24 protein-coding genes, 1 riboswitch and 2 other annotated features are annotated in these 24,371 nt (G+C 36.0%); of the genes, 15 read left to right on the top strand and 9 right to left on the bottom strand.

Annotated features, from left to right (window positions below):
- Positions 1–303 precede the first annotated feature (303 nt).
- Together fabI and AN959_RS12310 are read left to right on the top strand one after the other, a co-directional pair.
- Positions 304–1,083 carry an enoyl-ACP reductase FabI gene (gene fabI, locus AN959_RS12315; RefSeq protein WP_053591492.1) on the top strand — a complete coding sequence of 260 codons (780 nt, stop codon included), beginning with the start codon at positions 304–306 and terminating at the stop codon, positions 1,081–1,083.
- 24 nt (positions 1,084–1,107) lie between these two features.
- Complete coding sequence (locus AN959_RS12310; RefSeq protein ID WP_056831128.1) at positions 1,108–1,311, top strand: DNA-directed RNA polymerase subunit alpha C-terminal domain-containing protein; 204 nt, start codon at positions 1,108–1,110, stop codon at positions 1,309–1,311.
- Between the two features lie 113 nt (positions 1,312–1,424).
- Here the strand turns inward: AN959_RS12310 and AN959_RS12305 are convergent, their stop codons facing one another.
- The 5 genes from AN959_RS12305 to AN959_RS12285 all read right to left on the bottom strand — a co-directional run bounded on the left by AN959_RS12305 (position 1,425) and on the right by AN959_RS12285 (position 5,769).
- A complete protein-coding gene (locus AN959_RS12305; RefSeq protein WP_053591494.1) occupies positions 1,425–2,180 on the bottom strand; it encodes an amino acid ABC transporter ATP-binding protein in 756 nt (251 codons plus the stop codon).
- A 15-nt stretch (positions 2,181–2,195) separates the two neighbouring features.
- A complete protein-coding gene (locus AN959_RS12300; protein WP_056831126.1) occupies positions 2,196–2,909 on the bottom strand; it encodes an amino acid ABC transporter permease in 714 nt (237 codons plus the stop codon).
- Positions 2,910–2,921: 12 nt separating this feature from the next.
- Positions 2,922–3,629 (bottom strand): amino acid ABC transporter permease, encoded by a 708-nt coding sequence (locus tag AN959_RS12295; RefSeq protein ID WP_056831125.1) that lies wholly within the window; start codon positions 3,627–3,629, stop codon positions 2,922–2,924.
- A gap of 81 nt (positions 3,630–3,710) precedes the next feature.
- Positions 3,711–4,580 (bottom strand): transporter substrate-binding domain-containing protein, encoded by an 870-nt coding sequence (locus AN959_RS12290; protein WP_056831123.1) that lies wholly within the window; start codon positions 4,578–4,580, stop codon positions 3,711–3,713.
- A gap of 22 nt (positions 4,581–4,602) precedes the next feature.
- A complete protein-coding gene (locus tag AN959_RS12285) occupies positions 4,603–5,769 on the bottom strand; it encodes an acyl-CoA dehydrogenase family protein (RefSeq protein ID WP_056831121.1) in 1,167 nt (388 codons plus the stop codon).
- 109 nt (positions 5,770–5,878) lie between these two features.
- A riboswitch (SAM riboswitch) is annotated at positions 5,879–5,980 on the bottom strand.
- 181 nt (positions 5,981–6,161) lie between these two features.
- On the opposite strand from AN959_RS12285, the gene AN959_RS12280 reads away from it, so the two are divergent.
- A complete protein-coding gene (locus AN959_RS12280; protein WP_056831119.1) occupies positions 6,162–8,198 on the top strand; it encodes a catalase in 2,037 nt (678 codons plus the stop codon).
- 91 nt (positions 8,199–8,289) lie between these two features.
- On the opposite strand, the gene AN959_RS12275 is transcribed toward AN959_RS12280, so the two are convergent.
- Positions 8,290–8,829: a hypothetical protein gene (locus tag AN959_RS12275; protein WP_056831118.1), complete on the bottom strand. Its 540-nt coding sequence runs from the start codon at positions 8,827–8,829 to the stop codon at positions 8,290–8,292.
- 105 nt (positions 8,830–8,934) lie between these two features.
- Positions 8,935–9,195: a binding site (T-box leader), on the top strand.
- A gap of 48 nt (positions 9,196–9,243) precedes the next feature.
- Between AN959_RS12275 and metG the strand changes: the two genes are divergently transcribed.
- From metG to AN959_RS12245, 5 genes are all read left to right on the top strand, one after another.
- Positions 9,244–10,896 carry a methionine--tRNA ligase gene (metG, locus tag AN959_RS12270; RefSeq protein WP_056831115.1) on the top strand — a complete coding sequence of 551 codons (1,653 nt, stop codon included), beginning with the start codon at positions 9,244–9,246 and terminating at the stop codon, positions 10,894–10,896.
- Between the two features lie 693 nt (positions 10,897–11,589).
- Positions 11,590–12,924, top strand: a complete 1,335-nt coding sequence (locus AN959_RS12265; RefSeq protein WP_056831114.1) for a CoA-disulfide reductase — start codon at positions 11,590–11,592, stop codon at positions 12,922–12,924.
- A 337-nt stretch (positions 12,925–13,261) separates the two neighbouring features.
- Positions 13,262–13,475, top strand: a binding site (T-box leader).
- Between the two features lie 140 nt (positions 13,476–13,615).
- Entirely contained in the window at positions 13,616–14,809 is a 1,194-nt protein-coding gene (gene thrS, locus AN959_RS12255; protein ID WP_056831110.1) for a threonine--tRNA ligase, read from the top strand.
- Positions 14,810–14,883: 74 nt separating this feature from the next.
- A complete protein-coding gene (locus tag AN959_RS12250; protein ID WP_172794365.1) occupies positions 14,884–15,690 on the top strand; it encodes a nucleotidyltransferase domain-containing protein in 807 nt (268 codons plus the stop codon).
- Between the two features lie 3 nt (positions 15,691–15,693).
- Entirely contained in the window at positions 15,694–16,221 is a 528-nt protein-coding gene (locus AN959_RS12245) for a GNAT family N-acetyltransferase (protein ID WP_056831106.1), read from the top strand.
- A gap of 112 nt (positions 16,222–16,333) precedes the next feature.
- Here the strand turns inward: AN959_RS12245 and AN959_RS12240 are convergent, their stop codons facing one another.
- The 3 genes from AN959_RS12240 to AN959_RS12230 all read right to left on the bottom strand — a co-directional run bounded on the left by AN959_RS12240 (position 16,334) and on the right by AN959_RS12230 (position 18,340).
- Positions 16,334–16,804, bottom strand: a complete 471-nt coding sequence (locus tag AN959_RS12240; protein WP_056831104.1) for a VanZ family protein — start codon at positions 16,802–16,804, stop codon at positions 16,334–16,336.
- 207 nt (positions 16,805–17,011) lie between these two features.
- Positions 17,012–17,875, bottom strand: coding sequence for an AraC family transcriptional regulator (locus AN959_RS12235; protein WP_056831102.1), 864 nt, complete (start codon positions 17,873–17,875; stop codon positions 17,012–17,014).
- Between the two features lie 84 nt (positions 17,876–17,959).
- Entirely contained in the window at positions 17,960–18,340 is a 381-nt protein-coding gene (locus tag AN959_RS12230; protein WP_056831100.1) for an NUDIX domain-containing protein, read from the bottom strand.
- A gap of 260 nt (positions 18,341–18,600) precedes the next feature.
- Here AN959_RS12230 and AN959_RS12225 point away from each other — a divergent pair, with 260 nt between their 5' ends.
- The 7 genes from AN959_RS12225 (at position 18,601) to AN959_RS12200 (ending at position 24,350) form a co-directional block, all read left to right on the top strand.
- The gene (locus tag AN959_RS12225) at positions 18,601–20,313 is read left to right on the top strand and encodes a methyl-accepting chemotaxis protein (protein WP_056831098.1); all 1,713 of its coding nucleotides are present in this window, start codon (positions 18,601–18,603) and stop codon (positions 20,311–20,313) included.
- Positions 20,314–20,627: 314 nt separating this feature from the next.
- Positions 20,628–21,146, top strand: coding sequence for a DUF2179 domain-containing protein (locus AN959_RS12220; protein WP_156350785.1), 519 nt, complete (start codon positions 20,628–20,630; stop codon positions 21,144–21,146).
- A 173-nt stretch (positions 21,147–21,319) separates the two neighbouring features.
- Positions 21,320–21,748, top strand: coding sequence for a DUF1801 domain-containing protein (locus AN959_RS12215; protein ID WP_056831097.1), 429 nt, complete (start codon positions 21,320–21,322; stop codon positions 21,746–21,748).
- 98 nt (positions 21,749–21,846) lie between these two features.
- A complete protein-coding gene (locus AN959_RS12210; RefSeq protein WP_053591518.1) occupies positions 21,847–22,566 on the top strand; it encodes a YebC/PmpR family DNA-binding transcriptional regulator in 720 nt (239 codons plus the stop codon).
- A 248-nt stretch (positions 22,567–22,814) separates the two neighbouring features.
- Positions 22,815–22,961, top strand: a complete 147-nt coding sequence (locus tag AN959_RS21055) for a hypothetical protein (protein ID WP_156350784.1) — start codon at positions 22,815–22,817, stop codon at positions 22,959–22,961.
- A 180-nt stretch (positions 22,962–23,141) separates the two neighbouring features.
- Positions 23,142–23,606 (top strand): NUDIX hydrolase, encoded by a 465-nt coding sequence (locus AN959_RS12205; protein WP_056831095.1) that lies wholly within the window; start codon positions 23,142–23,144, stop codon positions 23,604–23,606.
- Positions 23,607–23,627: 21 nt separating this feature from the next.
- On the top strand, positions 23,628–24,350 hold the full coding sequence (locus tag AN959_RS12200) for a hypothetical protein (protein ID WP_056831093.1): 723 nt from the start codon (positions 23,628–23,630) through the stop codon (positions 24,348–24,350).
- The last annotated feature ends 21 nt before the right edge of the window (positions 24,351–24,371 follow it).

Below are 24,371 nucleotides of genomic sequence, written 5' to 3'. Positions count from 1 at the left end.
AATTATAATACAGAATATTGTAAGCGTTTGCATTTGTCAATTAAATTATGAATATTTTGTGAAAAAACTTGCTATCGAGATTATATGAAAATCGCAACTAAGATATTTTTGTTTTTTTAGAAATCTTATTCAATCCTAAACTTTTTTCACCGATTTCTATGAATAGGCGAAATAATACAACATCAAAAATGAAATGAAAATAAGAGAGAGGATAGTACAACTGGGTGAGATATGGTAAGATTAAATTAGTAACAGGTACTAATATTAGGTATAGTATATTCGGATAATAATTTGGAGGTAAATATGAGAGATTTAATTCAATTAAAAGATAAGAATATTGTTGTTATGGGTGTTGCGAATGAACGAAGCCTTGCGTGGGGAGTTGCAAAGTCACTGTATGAGGTAGGAGCAAACGTCATTTTTACTTATCGTAAAGAACGTTCTTTAGGGAAAATTGAAAAGTTATTAGTAGATAATAATTTAGAAGCGAAACTTGTTGTCGCATGTGATGTGAATAGTGACGATAGTATGAAAGCAGCCTTTGAACAGATTGGAAAAGAAGTGGGAGTAATACATGGAGTTGTCCACTCAGTTGCTTTTGCTAATGGAGAAGATTTAAAAGGTGATTTTATTAATACATCTAGAGATGGTTATGCATTTGCTCAGGATACAAGTGCATACTCTCTTATTGCTGCAGCAAGAGAAGCTGCACCTTTCATGACAGAAGGTGGCTCTATCGTAACGATGACATACTTAGGAGCAGAGCGTGTATTGGAAGGATACAATGTGATGGGCATTGCAAAAGCGTCATTAGAGGCTTCTGTTAAGTATTTGGCGTTGGATTTAGGAAAAAATAATATTCGTGTGAATGCAGTTTCTGCGGGAGCAGTTAGAACACTAGCGGCAAAAGGTATTTCTTCTTTTAATACAATTTTGCATAAAATAGAAGAAACAGCTCCTTTAAAACGAAATGTAACACAGGAAGAAGTAGGGGATATGACGGTTGCACTTCTAAGTAATCTATCAAGAGGCGTAACGGGAGAAGTTGTTTACGTGGATTCCGGATACAATATTATGGGTTAACCTCCACAAAGAGGAGAGAGTGAAATGACGAACCATAGTGATTTTCAAAAAATCCTAGCAAAGCCAGCGCAACGAGCGCTTGCAGGGGCAAATATTGAAACCTTGGAACAATTATCGAAGTACTCTGAAGCAGAAATTATGGAGTTGCACGGTATTGGTCAGAATGCTTTTAAAAAGCTTCAAGAGGCACTTTCTGATAATGGATTGTCTTTTGCACTTAAAAAATAAATAGAGTGGGATGAAGAGGGGGTTTCTTCATCCCACTCTATTTATTTTAGTGGACGATAGTTTCGGAACATTGGCCCACCGTTGACAAGGGTGCTGATTTTTCACATGTAGATTTAAATATAAAAAGTATAATCCTCTGGTAACACACGCTTTAGAAATTTTTTTGTACGCTCTTCTTTTGGACTTACGAATATTTCATGAGGTGTACCTTCCTCAACTACGACGCCTCCATCCATGAAGATAACTCGTTTAGCAACGTCTTTTGCAAAGGACATTTCATGTGTTACTACGAGCATAGTGGTTCCTTCATTAGCAATGTTTTTCATAACAGTTAACACTTCACCAACAAGCTCAGGGTCAAGGGCTGAAGTAGGTTCATCGAATAAAATAATATCCGGGTTTAATGCAACTGCACGTGCTATCCCTACACGCTGTTGTTGTCCACCTGACAGTTGGCTTGGATAGGAATCGTATTTATCCGATAACCCAACTTTATCTAGTGCTTTCTTTCCTATCTCTACAGCTTCAACCTTTGGCACTTTGCGTCCAATGATTAATCCTTCTGTTACATTTTCTAAAGCAGTTTTATTATTAAATAGATTATAATTTTGGAAAACAAAAGCTGTTTTTTGCCGAATTATTTGAATATCTTTCTTAGAGGCAGAATGTAGATCGACATGTAAATCTCCAAAAGCTGCTTTGCCGCTATCTGCTTTTTCTAAAAAATTTATACAGCGAAGTAATGTCGTTTTTCCAGAACCACTCGGTCCTAAAATGACAACTACGTCCCCTTTATCGATCTTCAAATCGACCCCTTTTAATATCTCGTTATTACCAAAAGACTTGTGAATATCTTTAATTTCTAACATTAGAACGCCTCCTTATCAAGCACTTGCGTATTTATACTTACGTAATCGTTTTTCATATAACTTGAACCCATATTCTACTAGGCTACAAAGGATGATATAGACGATAAAGATATCGATATATGCTTCCACATAGTTGTAACCAACATTCGCTTCCACTTTTGCCTTTAATGTAATCTCTTGTAGGGACATGGCATAGCCGAGAGAAGTAGCTTTGATTAAGTTTACAGTTGCAGTACAAATGTTAGGTAAGGCAGCTACTAATGCTTGCGGAATAACTATTCGTCTATAGGCCTGAAAATTTGTTAAACCAACAGATTGCGCTGCTTCCAATTGACCTTTATTTACAGTGATTAATGCAGAACGGAAAACCTCTATTAAAATTGCTGTTGTGCTAAAAGAAAAAACGATAAACGCGTACCAAATTGGATTAATTTCATATACTTTTATGTTAATTTGATACTTTTCGAACAGAGAAGTTAGAATTAGCGGAACGCTAGCATAAACAATAAAAATTTGAATTATGATGGGGGTTCCTCGAACAAAAGATACATATACTTGTGAAATTCTATTTAATACAGGTACTTGATTGATTCTTGTTAATGCCAACAAAAAACCTGCAGGGAGTGCAATGAGCAATGCTACAACTGTAACGAGTAGAGTGACTGGCACACCGGATAATGCAACAAAAAACGTATCTATTAAAAATTCATAATTTAAACCTTCCGACATTTCGAACACTCCTTACGTCGTTTTAATTGTTTGCTTGCCCTTACTAAACATTTTTTCTAGTTGTGCAAAGAGTTTCTCTATTAGGATAGATAATATCCAGTAGATTAAAGCTAGTGCAATAAATATTTCTAAAGCATGAGAATTATAGTTGGCGGCAATAATTAAATTTGCTTTGCCGACTATATCTATTAATCCAATTGTATAAGCTAATGAACCTTCTTGAAGGAGCGCGATCATCCCGTTCCCAAAGTTAGGTAATGCTACAACAAGAGCTTGAGGGAAAATAATACGGCGATATGCTTGAAAGGGACTTAAACCAACGCTAACAGCAGCTTCATATTGACCTTTTTCAATAGACTCATATGCAGAGCGAATAACTTCCGACATAATTGCGGCAAACTGCAAAGTAAATGTAATAACTACAAATACTCCTGTATGAAGGTCCTGCAAATAAATCCCAAAGTTTTCAGCTAATGAAGGTACACCATAATACACTAAAAACAAAAGAACAATAGAAGGTGTACACCTTAAAATAGTTGTATATAAATTAGCTAGTTTTTTCCCTACTTTATTCTTCCCTAGTTTCATTGCTGCAAGGATAAAACCAAAGAAGGTTCCAAAAATAATAGATAATCCAGCTACTAGAAAAGTAACTTTCAAAAACGGAAGCAATGCTGGAAGGGAACTCCATATATAAGAAACATCAAAATATTTTTCCATTTTGCTAAATCTTCCCCCTATGCAAATGGTAAAGGCTGTTGACGTATGCTACGCGCAACAGCCTTCATTGTAATATTGTAATTATCGTTTTACGCTATCCAATACTTCAAATAGGTCTCGACCGTAGAATTCTGTGCTAAGATCGCTAGTTTTCTTTTGTTCTTTTAATTGTTTGATAGCTTTGTCGTATGCATCAGCAAATTCTTGTTCTTTTTTGTTGAATAATGGCCAAGTTTTAATTACTGCGAACTCGTTATAAACAACTTCATCTTTTAAGTTGTAGTATGGACCATCTTCTGCGAGTACTTGTTTTTCAAAGACACCTTCCAATGTAATACCACCATCCACGCGTCCTTCATTCACCCATTGAACTACGTCTACTGTAAACGCATCTCCAGCTTCGAGTTTAACCGGATTGTCTGGATTTTCTTTGTTGTACTCATCAATGATTGTGTATTGTGCATTATTTGCTGCGATTGGAGCTAGTGAAAGTTCTGCTGAAGCAAAATCTTCTAATGATTTAATCTGTTCATTTTCTTTTTTCAGGACTAGACCTGTACTACTTAAACCAAGGAATTCTTGAGGGAAGATAAATTTTGCAGTACGTTCTTCCGTCCAAAATGCATTTTTAACACCTACTTGGTATTTCCCTTGTTCCACTCCAATCAATAAATCATCGCTTGTTGTTCCCACGTATTCAAATTCATATTCAGGTAGAAGCTCATCTACTAACTTCATCACTTCTACATCATAACCTGTCGCATTTCCTTTTTCGTCTTGCCATGAAATTGGTTTAGAAGCTTGGTCGTATGCTACTTTTACTTTACGTACATCTCCGTTACTTTCAGTACTGGTACTTGCGCTTGTATCATCATTTGATCCACATGCTGATAAAATCGTTACGGATGCCAATCCGACTGCTGCTAATTTTAAATACTTTTTAAATTTCATTTTCACCATTCCCCTTATTTAACTAATTATTTTTGATTTTTTCTTCTTCCAATGCAGTTAGTGCTAGTTTTTTAATCGTCATATCATCCATCGGAGGGTTATGTAGTCCGGCTCGAACATCACGATAGTAGCGTTGTAATGGATTGGTTCTTTGCAGACTTTTCGCTCCAACTAACCGCATCGCTTTATCAACGATTGTTATAGCAGAGTTTGTCACAATATGCTTTGCAACACTTACTTCATTTGTCAGTAAATGTCTTGTAGCTTCGTTGTCATAGGAAGAAGCTGCTCCATAAATGACAAATCGTGCTTTCGTAAGCTCTAAATCTATTTCCCCTATGAGCTGTTGAACATTTGGTAACTGTGCAATAGGACCATTCAAACTATTTGGAGAATGCGTATTAGCAAAGTGAACTGCGTAATCGCGAGCAGCTTGTGCAACTCCAAGATAAGTAGCTGGAATATGGAGTAACCAGCCATTTATTTTCCCACCGCTCGCAAACTCTGGAAGTTCAACTAGATCAGATTCATGGACAACTACATTATTTAATAGTAAATCGTTGCTGCTCGTTCCACGCATCGATACGACATCCCATGTTTCTTCGATGGATACCCCATCTAAATTTCTATTGATAAGGAAGAAGCCAACTCTTTCTTTTTCTTCAATCCAAGCAGAAGTTAAAAAATAGGAAAGCACTGGAGAAGCCGTTGTGAAAATTTTTCGACCATTTATTACCCACGTGTCTCCATTTTTTACAGCTGTTGTACCTGGGCGTCCTCCACGGGTGGGGCTGCCTGTTTGCGTCTCACTTGCAGAACGATTTATTAGTGCACCGTTAATAACCTCATTTGCAAAAAAGTCTAATTTATCCTTTTTCCAAAGGCTTTTCTCGTACAACTCACCGACAACCCCTAAACTCCAACCCATAGACAAGGCAGTGTTAGCATCATAGCTTGCAAGTGTTTCTTGCAAAAGAACCATGTCATAAACAGAGAATCCTTCTCCGCCTAACTCTAAAGGTAATGTAAGGCTTGCATAACCAATCCCCACTAAGTCCTTTACATTTTCTAAAGGGAAAATGGAAAGTTCATCAATTTCTGCGGACTTACTTTTAAATTTCTCCTCAAATTGATGCAATTGATCAAGCCATTTTTTTTGTTTTTCAGTTTTGATAAATATATTACTCAACAGTGTTCGTCTCCTTTAATAAGTAACGTACTATTCTTATTGTTAAAGTATGAATTAAATGAAAAAAAATCTCTTTTCAAAACGAAAAGAGTTTCATGTATATTATGTACACTTATCTCTCAAGACGTTTCTTGCTGGATGTAGCACCATGCCATAATTAGCGGTTGCTGAAGCATCATAGGGCCAGTCCCTCTGCTTCTCTTGATAAGTAATATGGAGTTGTTGAAATGAGTTTACTACGTTAATTGAGTGAAGTCAATGCTAAATTATACAAAACAGATAGGAATTAATATATTTTGTGAATATTTTATTCAACTTAAACAAAAGATGTTTCTTCATCATTTTATGGGGAACTGTATGTATGTGATGAATTTAATAGAGGAGGAATAAGCTTGGATAAAAAAGTAAATGAGAACAGTAAAAATGAACAATTAGAACAGTTTCGTGTAGATGATAAAGATAAGTCTCTTACTACGAACCATGGATTAAAAGTTTCAGAGGATGAATTTTCTTTAAAAGCAGGCGAACGTGGTCCTACTCTCTTAGAGGATTTTCATTTTCGTGAAAAAATGACCCATTTTGATCATGAACGGATTCCAGAGCGAATAGTTCATGCTCGTGGCTATGCTGCACATGGAGTATTTGAATTATATGAATCCTTACAACCTTATACAAAAGCGAAATTCTTGCAAACACCTGGTGAGAAAACACCGGTTTTTGTAAGGTTTTCGACCGTAGCTGGATCTCGTGGATCGGGTGAGCTTGCTCGTGATGCACGTGGTTTTGCTACTAAGTTTTATACAGAAGAGGGAAATTACGATTTAGTAGGAAACAATATTCCTGTATTTTTTATCCAAGATGCCATTAAGTTTCCTGATTTAATACATGCGTTAAAACCAGAACCGCATAACGAGATTCCACAAGCTGCAACTGCACATGATACTTTTTGGGACTTCATCGCAAACAATCAAGAGTCAGCTCATATGATTATGTGGGCGATGTCGGATAGAGCCATTCCTCGCAGTTTCCGAATGATGGAAGGGTTTGGCGTAAATACATTCCGATTTGTAAATGAAGAAGGAAAGTCCCATTTTGTAAAATTCCACTGGAAGCCAGTACTAGGTGTACATTCAGTCGTATGGGACGAAGCGCAAAAGATAAATGGGAAAGATCCTGACTTCCATCGTCGTGATTTATATGAGTCAATTGAAAATGGAAACTATCCAGAGTACGAATTTGGCGTACAGTTAATTGCGGAGGAAGACGAATTTAATTTTGATTTTGATATTCTAGATCCGACAAAGATATGGCCAGAGGAAGAAGTACCAGTAAAAATTATTGGTAAAATGACGTTGAATCGCAATGTAGATAATGTATTTGCAGAGACGGAGCAAGTTGCCTTCCATCCTGGTAATGTAGTTCCGGGGATCGACTTTACAAACGATCCACTTCTACAGGGGCGGTTGTTCTCATATACGGATACACAATTGATAAGACTTGGTGGCCCTAACTTTCATGAGCTACCGATTAACCGTCCAGTCTGCCCATTCCATAATAACCAACGAGATGGATATGGTAGACAAACAATTAATGTAGGAAGAGTAAGCTATCATAAGAACTCGTTAGCAGGAAATACTCCAGCTCCTGTAAGTGAAGCGGATGGTGGATATGCACACTATCAGGAGAAAATTGATGCACGCAAGGTACGTGCCCGAAGTGAAAGCTTTAAAGATCATTTTTCTCAAGCTACTCTGTTTTGGAATAGTATGAGTAATCCCGAAAGAATTCATATAATAAATGCATTTAGCTTTGAGCTCGGAAAATGTCTAGAAATATCAGTACGTCAACAAGTATTAGAGATGTTGGCAAACGTTGACTTGGAATTGGCTACGAAAGTAGGAGAAAACCTAGGCTTAGTCGTGCAAGGGAGCGATCTTACAAAGAACAGCAAATCATCTCCAGCATTAAGTCAGCTGAATACAATGATGAAACCCGACACACGTAAAATCGCAGTGTTAGTAGGAGATGGATTTGACGCAAATCTTGCAGCTATTTTAGATAGTTTAAAAGCAAGCGGAACGCAGCCCGAGGTTGTAAGTGATCATGGAGGAGCAGTTGCAGGAGCAGATGGTTCCCTGTTACCTGTAGATCATACTTTCCTAACTGCCGATTCGGTTTTATTTGATGCTGTTTATGTGGTAAGTTCGCAAGGTAAGACGGCCATGTTTAATAAAGAAGCGGCTTATTTCATCAAAGAAGCATATACTCACTATAAACCAATCGGAGCAACATTTGATGGTGATCAGTTGTTAGATGAGCTTAGACTGACAGGACAACTAGGTGTGCTCACAAAAGAAACCGGAAACAGCTTTGTTGAAAGTTTCGTAAATTTAATAGCTAAACACCGTTACTGGGATCGAGCAGTATAAATAAGAAAAGGCAAGTCCATCAATGGGACTTGCCTTTCCAGTTTACCATAGTTTAAGAAAACGGAATGCGACAAAACGAAAATAGATTGGTTTATCGCTTAGCCGTGCGAGGCCAAATGTAATAAGAGATGGAAATGACAAAATCAATGCCAAGCACGATACTCCAAACCTTTAATGTACCTGACAAAGCCTCAGATCTTGAAGGATCATCGATTAAATAAATTAAAACAAGGAGCAATCCTCCGCCAATAATATAGGCGAGGAGATGTTGAAGAGTACCTAACATCGAATGCTTCGCGTATTCTAACCCCGTTTTACGAACTGGTTTGGTCCCTTGCCTTTTTATATAATACAGAAACTTCTCATCCGCCCATCGAATCATACTTTTTCCAAAGGCAATTGATGTTCCTAGATAAATCGCTGCAATAGCATGCGCCATCGTTGCAGTTGCCCCATTGTATAAATCAGTAGCTGTAATGACAAGAAGAATCAAATCAATTAATGGGGTAAGAGCAAGAAAGAAAAGTCCAAGTCGTTCACGTTTTAATATATATCTAGTTATTAGTCCAAGTAAAATAACGACCCAAAATCCTACTTCACAAGCAATAATCGTCCATGCAATGAAATTCAAGTCAACACCTCTTTCAAAATATTTCTAGTTTCATTATAGATGAACCAGACCGAAATGGCTTTACTTATTCATACGTTTTTGTTATATTCTGATAAACAAATATCCACATATGCTATGAAGAGAAGAGTAAAATAATGTTGTTTTTTTTAAAGAGAGCTTTGTTTGCTGAAAAAAAGCAAAAAACACTTATTTGAAAATGGTCTCAGAGCTTCGTACTGAACGTATTACTTAGTATACTAGTAAGCTACGACAAGAATCAGCACTTGTTATAAATGCTGGAGTATTAGTTTTTGATACTCACTAAGGTAGACAACGGGAGTTGTTTATAAATTTAGGTGGTACCACGAGTTTAACCTCGTCCTTTTTAGGACGGGGTTTTTTGTTTTTATTTAAATTAAAAAAGGGGATGTCAAAATGAGTATTTTTATTGGTGGAGCTTGGCCTTATGCAAATGGATCGTTGCATTTAGGACATATTGCTGCGTTATTACCAGGAGATGTATTGGCACGGTATTTTCGTTTAAAACGAGAAAAAGTCCTTTATGTATCAGGGAGTGATTGCAATGGAACACCTATTTCCATTAGAGCAAATCAGGAAGGGGTGACAATAAAAGAAATCGCAGATCGCTTTCATAAAGAGTTTGAAGAATGTTTTGCAAAGTTAGGTTTTTCTTATGATTTATACACTCGGACAGACGGAGAATTCCACCATCAGATTGTCCAAAAAATATTTTTACAATTGCTCGAGAACGGTTATGTCTATAAGAAAGAGATTGATCAAATGTATTGTGAGTATGATCAACAGTTTCTTCCGGATCGATATGTGGAGGGAATATGCCCGAATTGTTTTTATCCTTCAAGAGGGGATCAGTGTGATAATTGTTCAACGATATTAGATCCTTTAGATTTAATTGATTCAAAGTGTAAAATATGTGGAAATGAACCAATCGTGAAATCCACTGAACATTTTTACTTTGCTCTTAGCCAATTTCAAAAGGAAATACAGTCATATGTGAATAATGCTAAAACAGAAAGAAAATGGAGAGAAAATGCATTAAATTTATCGGAGAGATATCTGCATGAAGGTCTTATAGATAGAGCAGCATCAAGGGATTTACCGAATGGCGTTAGCATTCCTGTGGAAGGATACGAAAATAAGAAGGTCTACGTTTGGATAGAAGCAGTATCAGGTTACTATTCTGCCTCAAAGGAGTGGGCATCTCTTCATGGAAAAAATGATGAACAATTTTGGAATGAATATACAAAATCCTACTACGTCCATGGGAAAGATAATATTCCATTTCACACAATCATCTGGCCTTCCATTCTACTTGGGATTAACAATAACGCGCTACCGACACATATCATCTCCAATGAGTATTTAACATTAGAGAAAAAGAAGCTATCAACAAGTAAAAACTGGGCTGTATGGGTTCCGTATATTTTAGAGAGGTATGACCCAGATTCAATAAGATATTTTCTAACAATTAACGCTCCAGAAAATAGAGATACGGACTTTTCTTGGAGGGAATTTATATTTAGTCACAATTCCGAGTTATTGGGTGCATACGGTAACTTTGTCAATCGTACATTAAAATTTATTGAAAAATCTTATGTTGGAACTATTTCAACGGGAAGTATAAATAGAGATGTACTAAAAAAGGTAGAAAATTTGTATGTTATTATTGGAGATTTAATTGAAGGTGGACATTTTAAAAAAGCGATCGAAGAGGTCTTTGAGTTTATAAGATTTGCGAATAAATATTTTGATATGGAGCAGCCATGGAAGCAATTGAATGAAGACAAAGATTCTTGTGATAATACATTAGTCACTAGTGTTTTCATCATCTCGAATCTTGCTCAACTACTAGAGCCTTTCTTACCGTTCTCTAGTACGACCGTAAAAGAAATGTTGAATCTAGGCGATTTTAATTGGAACGTTATTCAAAGAAAAAGTTACACATTGAAATTTGTAAAGCCACTATTTGAACGCTTAGACATTAAGTTAATAGAGGAAGAATTAAACTATTTAAATAGTCAGGTTCATATAGATATTCATCCGTCATGAAATTTGCTTATGAGAGCTATGTCAAGGGTGTGCCTTGCACGCAGCAAGAGCGCGCAAGAAGCGACTCATTCTGCGGAGGTTCGCGTAGCGTGCGGCAAGCGCACATCTGAGTTCTTTTCTTCATAAAAACACTCAAAAAAAAACCCCTATTCAGCTAGAGGTTCGAAGTAAGGTATTATAAGCTCTTTCAAGAGCGGAAAATGTACTTTCTATACAATCGTGGGTTTCAGTTATGAGGCTATCTATATACGTTATTACAAAATGATTTTTATGATAACATACAGATAGAAGTGGCGTTTGGTCTGGGTTCTTAAGAGTTAAAGTGACGTTACTATTACTAAACTTTTGCAACGTATCAAGCATTATTCTGGTGTGACACAATGACATATAACAATAGTCTCCTCTCTATAAAGGGGATATGACTAAGGAAAGTCTAGTAGTCCCATACTATTTGCCATACTCTTAACTTAACACACTATTTGTACAATGTATATAGACGGAAAGTTTTAAATAGTCAATTTTCTTGGAGTGAGTTAACTGTAAATACAATTAAACTAACCGCGATGAGACCGAAGAACGTGGTTATTTCATTCTGTTTTGTTCTCTTCTTTGAAGCAAAAACATTTTAGGAAGTTCAAATGACGAATAATAGGTTATATTAATAAAAACAAGAGAATTATAGGAGGAACTTGGATGCATTATGTAATTATTGGTGGAGATGCAGCCGGTATGAGTGCTGCAATGGAAATTGTTCGTCAAGATTCAACTGCTAAAATTACAACGCTAGAAAAAGGTCATATATATTCATATGGTCAATGTGGTCTACCTTATGTAGTAGGGAAACATGTCCCATCATCAACCGATGTGATTGCAAGAAGTGTAGAGATGTTTCGGAGCAAATACGGAATAGATGCCAAAACAGGATATGAAGTAACAAATGTTGATCCACTAACTAAAACAATATCCGGAAATATTCTTCAAACGAGAGATATATTTTCCTTAAAATATGATAGACTCCTTATCGCCACCGGGGCAAGTCCAGTTATACCTGACTGGGAAGGAAAAGATTTAGCAGGTATTCATACAATCAAAACCATTCCAAATACGGAAGCAATAATTGCAGATCTAGAACAAGTAAACCATGTGACAATTATCGGTGGAGGTTATATTGGTCTCGAGATGGCTGAGAATTTTGTAGGCATTGGGAAAAAGGTACGAATAATTCAACGTAGTAACCAATTAGCGAATATTTTTGATGAAGATATGTCTGGTTTTATTTATGAAGAGGCAATAAAGCAGCAGGTTGAAGTTATTTTGAATGAAGAAGTACAATCTTTTTCTGGGAACCATCGTGTAAACACTGTTATAACAGATAAAAAAAGCTATCATACGGACTTAGTTTTAATAGCAGCTGGTGTTAAACCGACGACAGATTTTCTAAAAGATACAGGAATACAAACAATACCTAATGGAGCAATAATTGTAAATCGTCATTTGGAAACAAGTATTCCCGATATTTATGCAGCTGGAGATTGTGCTACTCATTATAATCGGGTTAAACAAAAGAACGATTATGTTCCACTTGGTACCACAGCAAATAAACAAGGCAGGCTAGCCGGATTTAATATGATGGGACAAAAAAGAGAGTTTAAAGGAATTGTTGGTACTTCCATAATGAAATTTTTTGATTTATCCCTTGGTAAAACAGGGCTTTCTGAAAAAGAAGCGGAACAACTTGGTATCTCCTACGAAACCCATTTGCAACAAGTAAACGACATCGCTGGCTATTACCCTGGAAAGGAAGGAATGCAGATTAAATTGATTTATCGGAAAGATAATCAATTACTTCTTGGAGGTCAAATTGTTGGGGGAAATGGAGTAGATAAACGAATTGATGTGCTTGCAACAGCTCTTTTTCATCAAATGAGCATTTCTGATTTATTAGATCTAGATCTTGCTTATTCCCCACCTTTTAACGGAGTCTGGGATCCATTGCAACAATTGGCGAAGCGAGTACGTAAAAAATAAGACTTGACGATTTTTTCATTGTTGCATATACTAAACAAAATAATTTAACATAAGCGAAGAAAAGGACTTGATTCATTTATTTTTTCTTTTTTAGAGAACAGGGTCATTGGCTGAGAGCCCTGAAGGAAAAAGAATGTTTTACCACCTTGGAGCTATTATGGGGAATCAAAACCATAGTCGGGAAACCGTTATCTTTTATGAGCGCAATATTTTTGGTGTTGCAAAATTAGGGTGGAACCACGACCACACTCGTCCCTTTACCGGGATGGGTGTGGTCTTTTTTATTTATACCTAATCATCAACACTGATAAATATCAGAGCCTATAAATTAAATATGTTTTAAGCGAAGAAGAGGACATGAATTATTCTTTCATTTCTTATCAGAGAACAGGGTCATTGGCTGAGAACCCTGAAGAAAGAAGAATGATTTACCACCTTGGAGCTATTATGGAGAAAGTAAAACCATAATCGGGAAACCGTTATCTTCTATGAGCGCAATACTTTTTGTGTTGCAAAATTAGGGTGGAACCACGACCACACTCGTCCCTTTACCGGGATGGGTGTGGTCTTTTTTTATATCTATTTAGTTGGACGTTTAAACCCAACTGAATCAATTTAAAGCCACTGGCAAATGTCACAGATTTTTAAAACCGGATGCAATGTGAATTTTATCAAATAGGAGGAGTTATTAATGTCGATTAAAGCAGAAGAACGAATTAGTCACCAAAAGTTAGGTCAGCAATTAGAGTTATTTATGTCAAGTGATGAAGCACCAGGAATGCCATTTTATTTGCCAAATGGGATGGTGTTACGTAATGAACTAGAAGGTTTTTGGAGAGAAAAGCATCGAAAAGCAGGGTATCAAGAAATAAAAACACCGATCATGATGAAGCAAGAACTATGGGAGAAATCTGGTCATTGGGAACATTACCACGAAAATATGTACTTCTCCCAAGTAGATGATCAAAAATATGCAATAAAACCGATGAATTGCCCAGGTGCAGTGCTCATCTTCAACAGTAAAAGAAGAAGTTATCGTGAGCTTCCTATACGTTACGCAGAACTAGGTTTAGTCCACAGACATGAGTTATCGGGTTCTTTAAATGGACTTTTACGCGTTAGAGCCTTTACACAAGATGATGCGCATCTCTTCGTCCGTGAAGATCAGATAGAAAGTGAAATTGATAAAGTGCTTGATTTGGTGGATGAATTTTATTCCGCTTTTGGCTTTAGTTACAAAATAGAACTTTCCACTCGCCCACAAGATTTTATGGGAGCGGTAGAAGTTTGGGAACAAGCAGAGCATGCTTTAGAGTCGGTTTTAAAGAATAAGAATCTAGAGTATCAAATTAACGAAGGGGATGGAGCCTTTTACGGACCCAAAATTGACTTTCATATACTTGATTCACTCGGACGTAGCTGGCAATGTGGAACTGTTCAACTCGATTTTCAAATGCCTGAAAAATTTAATTGTCAGTATATTGATGAAAACAATGAATTACACCAGCCGATAATGATTCACCGTGCAATTTATGGCTCTATTGAGCGCTTCATAGCAATACTTATCGAACATTTCCAAGGGAGTTTTCCACTTTGGTTAGCACCTGTTCAAATCAAAATTTTACCGATAGCAGATGCACATGTTTCCTATGCAGAAAAAGTGAAAGAGCAGCTTGAACAAGAAGGCTACCGTATAGAAATAGATGACCGCGTGGAAAAAATAGGATTGAAAATTCGAGATGCTGCTTTGCAAAAACATCCTTATTTGCTTATTGTCGGAGAGCAGGAAATGGTGAACAACAAAGTCTCTGTGAGAAAACATAAGGTTGGTACTATTGGTGAAATGGACCTTGATGAATTAATTGATCATTTAAAGGAGAAATGAAAATTAACATGATTCCCCCTCAGACAGAGGAAATTTTCATGATGTTAACGAATGGAATAGGAGAGGGGGATATCATGAAAAGTTTAAATAATCGTCTATCGAGAAATTTGCAGGAATTTACTCAATTGTATACAAACGAACTTAACAATACTTTAAATGGGGATTTAATAGAAGGTGTCTATTTATATGGTTCTATTGCATTAGGAGCATTTAATGAGTATAAGAGCGATATTGATTTTATTGTTTTATTAAAACGACCTGCTAGTGAGCAAGAATTGCCCTCTATTAAAGAGCTTCATTCAAAAATGAATACTAATCACTTTGGAAATAGAATGGACGGTGTTTACCTCCAAGCAAATTTAGTAGGTAAAATAAACGAAGAACAACCTTTTTATCCTTATTGTGAGGAAGGAATAATAGATGTAGGACATTGGGATGTTAATCATATTACATGGTGGGTCTTAAAAAAACACGGCATTACATTGCAAGGTAAACCAATTGAAGATTTAGAAATTCCTACAAACTGGGAAGACGTTATGAAAACATTAAATTATAATATCAATCATTATTGGTTTAATAAGACGAAAGAAGTCGATAACTTTTTGTCCGACGATATGATAGAGTTCACGACTACTACGATTTGTAGAATTATATGCTCTCTAGAGAAAAAGGATATTTTTTCGAAAGATGCAGCAGTTAATGAATGTCTAAATATCCTTCCGGAAAGATGGTATGTCTTGTTAAAAGAGGGAGCCCGAATAAGAACGGAAAGCATTACGAAATCACTGTTCGTCAGTAATAGGATAAGAGCAGAAGAATGTCGAGATTTTATTTTATTTGCACATCAGTTGTGCAATGAAAAATTTTTTGTGGAGGTGTAAGGAATGGAAATAAAAATGCTATCACCAGAAGATGCAAGTGCCTACTGGGAATTGAGATTAGAAGCTTTACAGTTAAATCCTGAAGCTTTTGGGACTAGCTATGAGGAAGCAATACAAAGAACGAATCCTATTGAACTTGTGGAAAAGAATCTTCAAACAGAAGGAAATTATACATTTGGAGCATATTACCACGAGAAACTTGTAGGTATGGTGACATTAGTTCAAGAAGGGGGATTAAAGTTAAGGCACCGTGCAAATATTTATGCAATGTACGTAAGTCCCCAAGTTCGAGGGCGAAGTGTTGGAAAAGCCTTACTAGTTGAAGCCATAAACAAGGCGAAAGCCATCAAGGAAATTGAAAAAATTAACCTTTCAGTTGTTTCAACGAATGAAGCAGCAAAAAACTTGTACTCACAATTAGGATTTACCGTATTCGGAGTAGAGGAAAAGGCATTGAAAATGAATGATACATATTTTGACGAAAATCATATGGCACTTATTATAGATAAGGAAGAACAATGTAGAGACTGAAAAGAAAATCAACAATGAAAAACCGAGCCCACGGAAAGCGTGGTGGTCCTTGCCGAATTTATTACTCAACTCTATACACCTAAAATAGAGTATGTCTACATTCTGAAAACCGCTAGATAGCGGTTTTTTTTTGTTTCCATCTTCTTATCCATTTCCACATTAATAGAGCTGTTATGGCACCTGCGGTATCAAGCATTACATCCTGAGCGGTTGCTGTGCGTCCACTTGTTAATGACTGGCGGAATTCATCTGCAACAGCGTAAAGGAATGTCAAAATAACTGCAGAAAGTGTTCGGTATTTAATATTAGGCAAAGCAGCATAAATAGCAAGTGCAATAAATCCAAAATAAAAGAAATGAGTGGCTTTTCGAATTAAAAATTCAACAAAAGCATAATATCCACGTTCTTCAATAGAAACTAAAATGCCCCAATAGGGAATTTGTAAATAGGACAGAATGGATTCTAGTGGTTTATTCGGAAGCCACGTTTTAAGAGTGGATTCAAGGGATTGCTGTTCCGCTGTTTGTCCAGATGAAATGAATACAATAATAAGTAAGATTAGTAAGGGAATAATTTTTTTCATAATAAAACCTTAACATATAATTTGAAAGTTTGGGTGGTTACAGGAGAAGTTTGGAGTTTCTTGGCTCTGAATTTAGCCAAATAAGTAGTAATCGGATAATAAATAGGAATTATCGGATAATAATCCTTAACAATCGGATAATAACATCACATAATCGGATAATAAAAACCCGACGAGTATCTAGAAATTACTCATCGGGTTTTCAAGTTACTTAATAGGAATCCAAATCTCAGAGTAATAATCAGGATTCGATGGATTCTCATTGGAATAGACTTCTAGCTCAGGTGTTCCTGCTTGCTCATAAGAGTTAGAGGGAAACCATTCGGAGTAAATTTGCTTCCATGTATTTTGCATTGCATCTGGCATTGGACCGTGAACCTCAAACACTACCCATTTCGAAGCAGGAATCTCCATAGCTTCTAGGTTTTCTGGTACGTCACCTACATGGCTCGTTGCAATCCAATAATCGATTAAGCTGTTATCTTTAAAATTTTCATCTGCAACGCAAACCCCTAGTACACCATCGATTGCACCATTGTTTAACTGGAATAGTAAATCATCCGTTCCGTCTCCGTTCACTTCATCCCAAAATAAAGGGATACCTTGTGTGTTCTCACCATTTTTGCAATTGTACGTTCTTTTCAATCCAACCACTTGGAAACTGTCTCTCTCCACGATTTTATACTTCATTGGTTCTGCTCCTTTCAAGCTTACCTGGATTATCAGGCGATTGTATGATTGTAATTTTCCTTGCATCTTACGTGCTTCACTCGGCGTCAAGTTGTGTTGCTTACGAAAGGCTTTTGTGAAAGCTTCAGGAGTGTCGTAGCAATATTTGTAGGAGAGATCGATAATTTTATTATCCGTGTTCATTAATTCCTGCGCGGCTAATGTTAGTCTTCTCCGTCTGATATAATCCGAGATAGACATATCTGTTAAAATAGAAAAGGTTCGCTGGAAATGAAACACGGAGGAATTTGCTTCTTTTGCAATTTTCTCCATTGATAACTCCTCTAGTAAGTTTTCCTCCATGTAATTAATTGCTTTTTGAATCGACTCTACCCAACCCATTGCACTCACTCCTTGTATTCATCATAAGCAATAACTAGTAACCCATCCTGTCATTTTGTGCTTACTTTGGACTGTTTTTTTAGCTTAAAGTATTTCAACTATTTCTTTTGGACGAACATCTAGTGTAGGAAGGTCCTCTATGTTGACCCAAATCGGTTCGTAAGTTCCACGTTGGACCGAAGTTTGTGTGTATTCTTCACCAGTTCCTGCCCCAAAAGTGCCGCCAATAATATCGGCTAAATAATAATATTGTCTTCCGTTTTGCTCTAATACTTTTAGTGGACGTTTAATTTGAACGTGTACGCCTAATTCTTCGAACGTTTCTCTTATTGCAGCTTCTTCAGGAGTTTCACCGCTTTCAATGCCTCCACCTGGAAACACATAATAAGTGATATGTGGTTTAGTCCTTTTAATTAATGCAACACGATCATTTTCAATAATGACAGTTGCTCCTCGGTTTCTCATGTGAATACCCCTTGTTTCTTTTTATTTAGTAGTAAAATTATAACAATAATTGATTGAAATAGGTGACAATAATGAATGTAAATATATCTTTACATTTANTTTTTACAATAAAAATATATTTATTTTAGCCTAAAGCTGTGTTTTAATATGAGAATGAATACTGATAATGTGGTGTGAACACTGATAATAACACAGGTTTTGTCCCGTTAGCCAATATTCCGCATTTAAAAAAATTCTTATATTGAACGGGAGAAAAAAAGATGGGTATTTTAAGGAATTTAAAGGTTACTCAGAAGTTATTAGTGTTAATAGGAATTGGAGCACTAGCATCTTTGTGTATTGGCTTAACAGGATTTAATTACGTTAAAGAGATGGCACAAAAATCAGAAGAAGTTTATAACCAATTATTAAAACCTACTCAATGGCTTGGCGAAGTGAGATATGAAAATGCTAGAATTGATAGTAATTTACTGAGCATCACATTAACAGATGATCCTAAAGATAATGCTCAGTTGAAAGCTAGTATGGATAAATCAATTGAAAACGTCATATCACAAATGAACAAATTTAAAGAAATTGCTCAAACAGAACGAGAAATAGAATCTATAAATCAATATGATCAAGATGTAGCAGATTTAACTGAATCAAGGGATGAAATGATTAATTTTGCAATGAAAAATGAAAACACAAAAGCATATGAGATATATAAAAGTAAAGTAAGTGAAAAGAGAGAATCTATCGATCAAACATTGCTGACTCTTCAACAATATAATCTTGAATATGCCGAGGAAATTAATAAACAAAATCAGAATGAAATCAAACAAGCGATAATCATGTTATGTGTAATATTAGTTGCAAGTATGGTTATTTCAGTTTTTGTAGGACTAATTATTATGAAGATGATTGTAAGACCGACAAACGAACTAAAAGAACTTCTTTCTAAAGCTGAGGCTGGAGACTTTACTGTTCATGGTAGTTATCGATCTAAAGATGAGCTTGGAGTATTAACAAATTCCTTTAATCAAATGATTAGTGGGGTAAGAGGAATTATTCAGACTGTTGCTGAAACCTCTCAACAAGTTGCTGCGGCTTCCGAGCAGCTTACTGCTAGTGCAGAGCAGACTTCAGCTGCTACACATCACGTTGCTAATGCTATTGAGGAGATTGCTACAGGTGCTGAACACTCAACTAGTAAACTTGAACACAATTCAAGTGAATTACAAGATGTATTAAATGGAATTAATGTAATAGTAGAAGGATCAAATAAAATTTCTGACCTAGCTAAAGATACATCGAAAGAAGCAGAAGAAGGAAATATGATTGTAGCAAACAATTTACAACAAATGAGTAATATTCAATCTTCTGTTCAGAAATCACATGAGGTAATATCTTCTTTATCCCACCAATCAAATGAAGTGGGCAAGATTCTTGATGTTATAAATGATATTGCAGCTCAGACTAATTTACTTGCTCTCAATGCAGCGATTGAAGCTGCACGTGCGGGTGAACATGGTAAAGGTTTCGCAGTTGTTGCAGATGAAGTAAGAAAGCTTGCTGAACAATCTATGTCATCAACCAAGCTTATAGCTGAAATTATTACTAGCATTCAATATAATTCAAACGAATCCGTACAATTTATGGGAGAAGTAATGGACAATGCTGAAGAAGGAATGCAAATCACTACTGAAACAGCAGAGAAGTTTATGCAAATACTAGAAAAAACAAGAAATATCACTCCTCAAATTGAAGAAATGACGTCTACTGTCCAAGAGATTTCAAGAAGTACACAATCTGTTTCTGATACAGCAGAAGAACTAGCAGCATTTGCTCAGGAAAATGCTTCAAGCTCTGAAGAAGTGGCAGCTTCTACAGAACAGCAATTGGCCTCAATGGAAGAAATCAGTAGTTCTTCTAAAGTGTTAGCTAAAATGGCTGAAGATCTGAATGAATTAGTAACCAAATTTAAAATTTAAATACTTGTATTACACACGCAAAAAGGGCATTCCGATTCAGAATGTCTTTTTTCTATTTCTCTACCATCATATTAATTATTTTTTTTACATATTTCATCGTACGTTCATGTGCTTCTTGAAGAGAATAGGAAGCTCGATTATTTAGTAAGTTGGAGAACATACCCTAACGAGTACCATGAAATCGGATGAAACAAAGTTTTATATAACAGAATTATCTGAAAGCTTTTGGAGGCGAAAAAATGGTGTATGATAAATTGAAAACTTTTGAGGTTGACCGAGATTTTGTATAGAGATTACTTATAAAGAAAGCTGGAATAGATGTGGATTCAATAATATTGCTAATTGTTATTATTAATGTAACCTACATGACACTAACAACCTTACGATTAATTTTAGTAATTAAAGGCTACAGAGGTGTAGCGTCATTTTTATCCATGGCTGAAGTGTTTGTGTATTTAATGGGTTTGACGATGGTATTAGATAATTTAGATAAACCTTTAAATATATTAGCGTATTGTATTGGATGGGGACTCGGGGTTTATTTAGGTAGTATTATTGAAAATCGATTAGCACTTGGGTATATCGTTTTTGAAGTAATTGTTGATTCGTTAGAAATCGAATTGCCAGCTCAAATTCGTACAAAAGGATATGGCGTCACATCCTGGGTTGCGGATGGAAAAGATGGAAAACGACTATGTATGAAAGTCCTAGCGAAGCGTAAAAACGAGCAGAAGCTAAAAAACTATATTGTGTCTTTATCTCCAAAGGCATTTATCATTTCATATGAACCCACTAGATTCAATGGTGGGTTCTTAGTTAAGTTAACAGAATAAGTGAGAAAGAGTCTTTATTCCAATAGGTGAATAGGCTCTTTTTCTTTTTATATGATGTTCTTGGGATACCTTAAAAAGATGCATCTATTAGTGATTAAAATAAAGGGAATTATGTTATTTTGTTAGAAAGTTAATAGTAGTGATTTAAAATAGTTAATAAAGGAGATATATAAATGTCTAAATATGAGCAAAAGACAAAAGAAACAGAACATGATGTGGTGGAATTTATCGAAAAGGTAGATAGTCCGAAGAAAAGAGAGGACGCATATAAACTTTTAGAGATTTTTGAGGAAACTTCCGGCTATGAGGCTAAAATGTGGGGTCCAAGTATTATTGGCTTTGGGTCCTATCACTATAAGTATTCTTCTGGACATGAGGGAGATGCTCCGCTTGTCGGTTTCTCTCCGAGAAAGGCGAAAATTAGTTTGTATTTTGCTACGGGTGACACAGAACGTGAGGAAACATTAAAGCGGTTTGGAAAGTATACTGCAGGAAAATCCTGTGTGTACATTAATAAAGTAGAAGATATTGAGGTAGATGTTTTAAAAGAGATGATTACTCAATCTATTAAGTTTTTACAAAATTTGTATCCGAACAATTAATATTAATGGAAGTTAATGTATTTATTTTGCTACTTAGTGCGAATTTCATGTATAATGTTACAGTATAAATTTAATGAAGCGAAAGAGAGTGGGACTTTATGGGTCGTAAGTGGAACAATATTAAAGAAAAGAAAGCTTCCAAAGATGCTAATACTAGTCGTATTTATGCTAAATTTGGTCGTGAAATATATGTAGCTGCAAGACAAGGTGAACCAGATCCTACTTCTAACCAAGCATTAAAAGTAGTTTTAGAACGTGCAAAAACATACAGTGTGCCTAAGCATATTATTGATAAAGCAATTGAAAAAGCAAAAGGTGGATCTGAAGAGAGCTATGACGAGCTTCGTTATGAAGGCTTTGGTCCAAGTGGTTCAATGGTTATCGTTGACGCTCTAACAAATAACGTGAATCGTACTGCATCTGATGTACGTGCTGCATTTGGGAAAAATGGCGGTAATATGGGTGTGAGTGGTTCGGTTGCTTATATGTTTGATGCAACTGCAGTTATCGGTTTAGAAGGAAAAACAGCTGATGAAGTACTAGAATTATTAATGGAAGCGGACGTAGATGCCCGCGACATTATCGAAGAAGAGGATTCTGTCATTGTTTATGCAGAACCAGATCAATTCCATGCTGTACAAGAAGCATTAAGAGAAGCTGGCGTATCGGAATTTACGGTAGCGGAGTTAACAATGCTTGCTCAAAACGACATCTCCTTAGATGCTGATGCACAAGCTCAATTCGAAAAAATGATTGATGCTTTGGAAGATCTAGAAGACGTGCAGCAAGTTTACCATAACGTAGACTTAGGAGAATAATATAGTTTAAAAGGTTGTCTCATACGTAGTTTAACTACGTGGAGGCAGCTTTTTTTATTTATTTTTGCTTCTGAAGATGTTTAGTTTGAAAAAATGATGCTTTAGTTGGAAACTAAGTAAGTTTAGCTGTAAAAATGAAGCACTTAGTTGGAATTATAAGTGTTTTAGTTGGAATTTAATTCTCAGTGCAAAAATGGACGAAACGGAAAATAATATAATACGTCCAATACTGTTAAGGGGGGCATAGGATGAGCAAGAAGTATTTATTCTCTTCAGCAATCATTCTTACGCTAGTTATGTCGATTTTTTTCCCAAGTAAATCACAAGCAGATTGGACCAACTCGTTTGAGAAGTATTCAGACATGGAGGGAACTTATTCTGGGAACTTTTCATAAACCTATCCAAAAGGTACTAATTATTATTCAATTGTTGGGGTAAGCACCGATGAAGCTTTTGCCGTTAAAAATAATGGAAGCTATATAATAGTAACAAGGGATGGTGAGTACGCAGGTGATAAAAATGACTTGTTATAATTACTATTCTTGGTATTTATATTAGTAAAAGGAGAAAATAAATTGGCTAACGAATATCCGAAGCATATTATTGCAGTGTCTGCGTATGTTACAAATGAAAAAGGAGAAGCATTATTAGTTAAAACACATTTGCGTTCAGATACTTGGGAAGCTCCTGGAGGGCAGGTAGAAGTGGGAGAACCATTAGATGTTGCACTGAGTAGAGAAATCTTTGAAGAGACTGGTATTATAGTGCGTCCATTAGGCGTAACTGGAGTCTATTACAATATAACAAAGCATATACTGTCCGTCGTTTTTAAAGCAGCTTATATTAGTGGGGAAATGAAAATCCAACCGGAAGAAATAAAAGAAGCACAGTTTATTAGGCTAACGGAAGATAATATTGCCGACTATATTACACGACCGCATATGAGATCTAGAACATTAGACGCAATGAGAGCTGTTCATTTCATTCCTTATGAAACATGGGATGTAGATTCTTACAATATGCTCGGTAGATTGGAATAGAGAAGGGAGGCTAGTTATATTTTGCTGCAAACATCATTAGTCACTGTAACGCATGACCCGGAAGGAAAGAACATAGAAAACTTTAAAAGATTGCAACTAAGCTTGGAAGAAATATATGGAGAACTTTTTATTACCATTAGTGAAGAATCTTCATCGGAATTAATAAAAACGATTGAAAATAGCAGTTTTAACTTTAAAATTATCCCCAAGACAGGAGCGGCAAATGCCAGAAGGGAAGCATTGAAGCATGCACTGACAGGGAAGGGGCGACACTTTCATTACTGTGACTTTGATAGAGTTTTAACGTGGGGTAAAAACCATTTAAACGAATTAAAAGTACTGGTTGGAGACATACCAAATCATGATTATTTAATACTTGGCAGGATAGAACGAGCAATGAAGACACATCCTATTGAATGGATAGAAACAGAAAAAATCACCAATCATATAGTTTCACTGGAACTTGGAAAAGAAGTAGATATAACCGCGGGATCTTGTGGATTTTCTAGAGAAAGTGCTGAATACATTACTACGTATTCGAAAGAAAAGATGACAGATGCGGAATGGGCGATGATTGTACATAGGATCGTCAAACGACAAGTTGATTACCGAGCAGTTGAAGGTTTGGAATTTGAGGAAGAGATTAATGGTTTAAATAGAACGATTAGTGATTCAGAAAAATGGTTTAGTCGTTTAAGGCTTGGATATATTATAAGTGAAACAGCAATGAAGGTTGGTAAATAGAAAACAGCCTCCCCCGTTTCT

Origin of the sequence: Psychrobacillus sp. FJAT-21963, from assembly GCF_001420585.1 — a bacterium.
In the GTDB taxonomy this organism is placed as follows: domain Bacteria; phylum Bacillota; class Bacilli; order Bacillales_A; family Planococcaceae; genus Psychrobacillus.
This window is presented reverse-complemented; position numbering and strand designations above follow the sequence as displayed.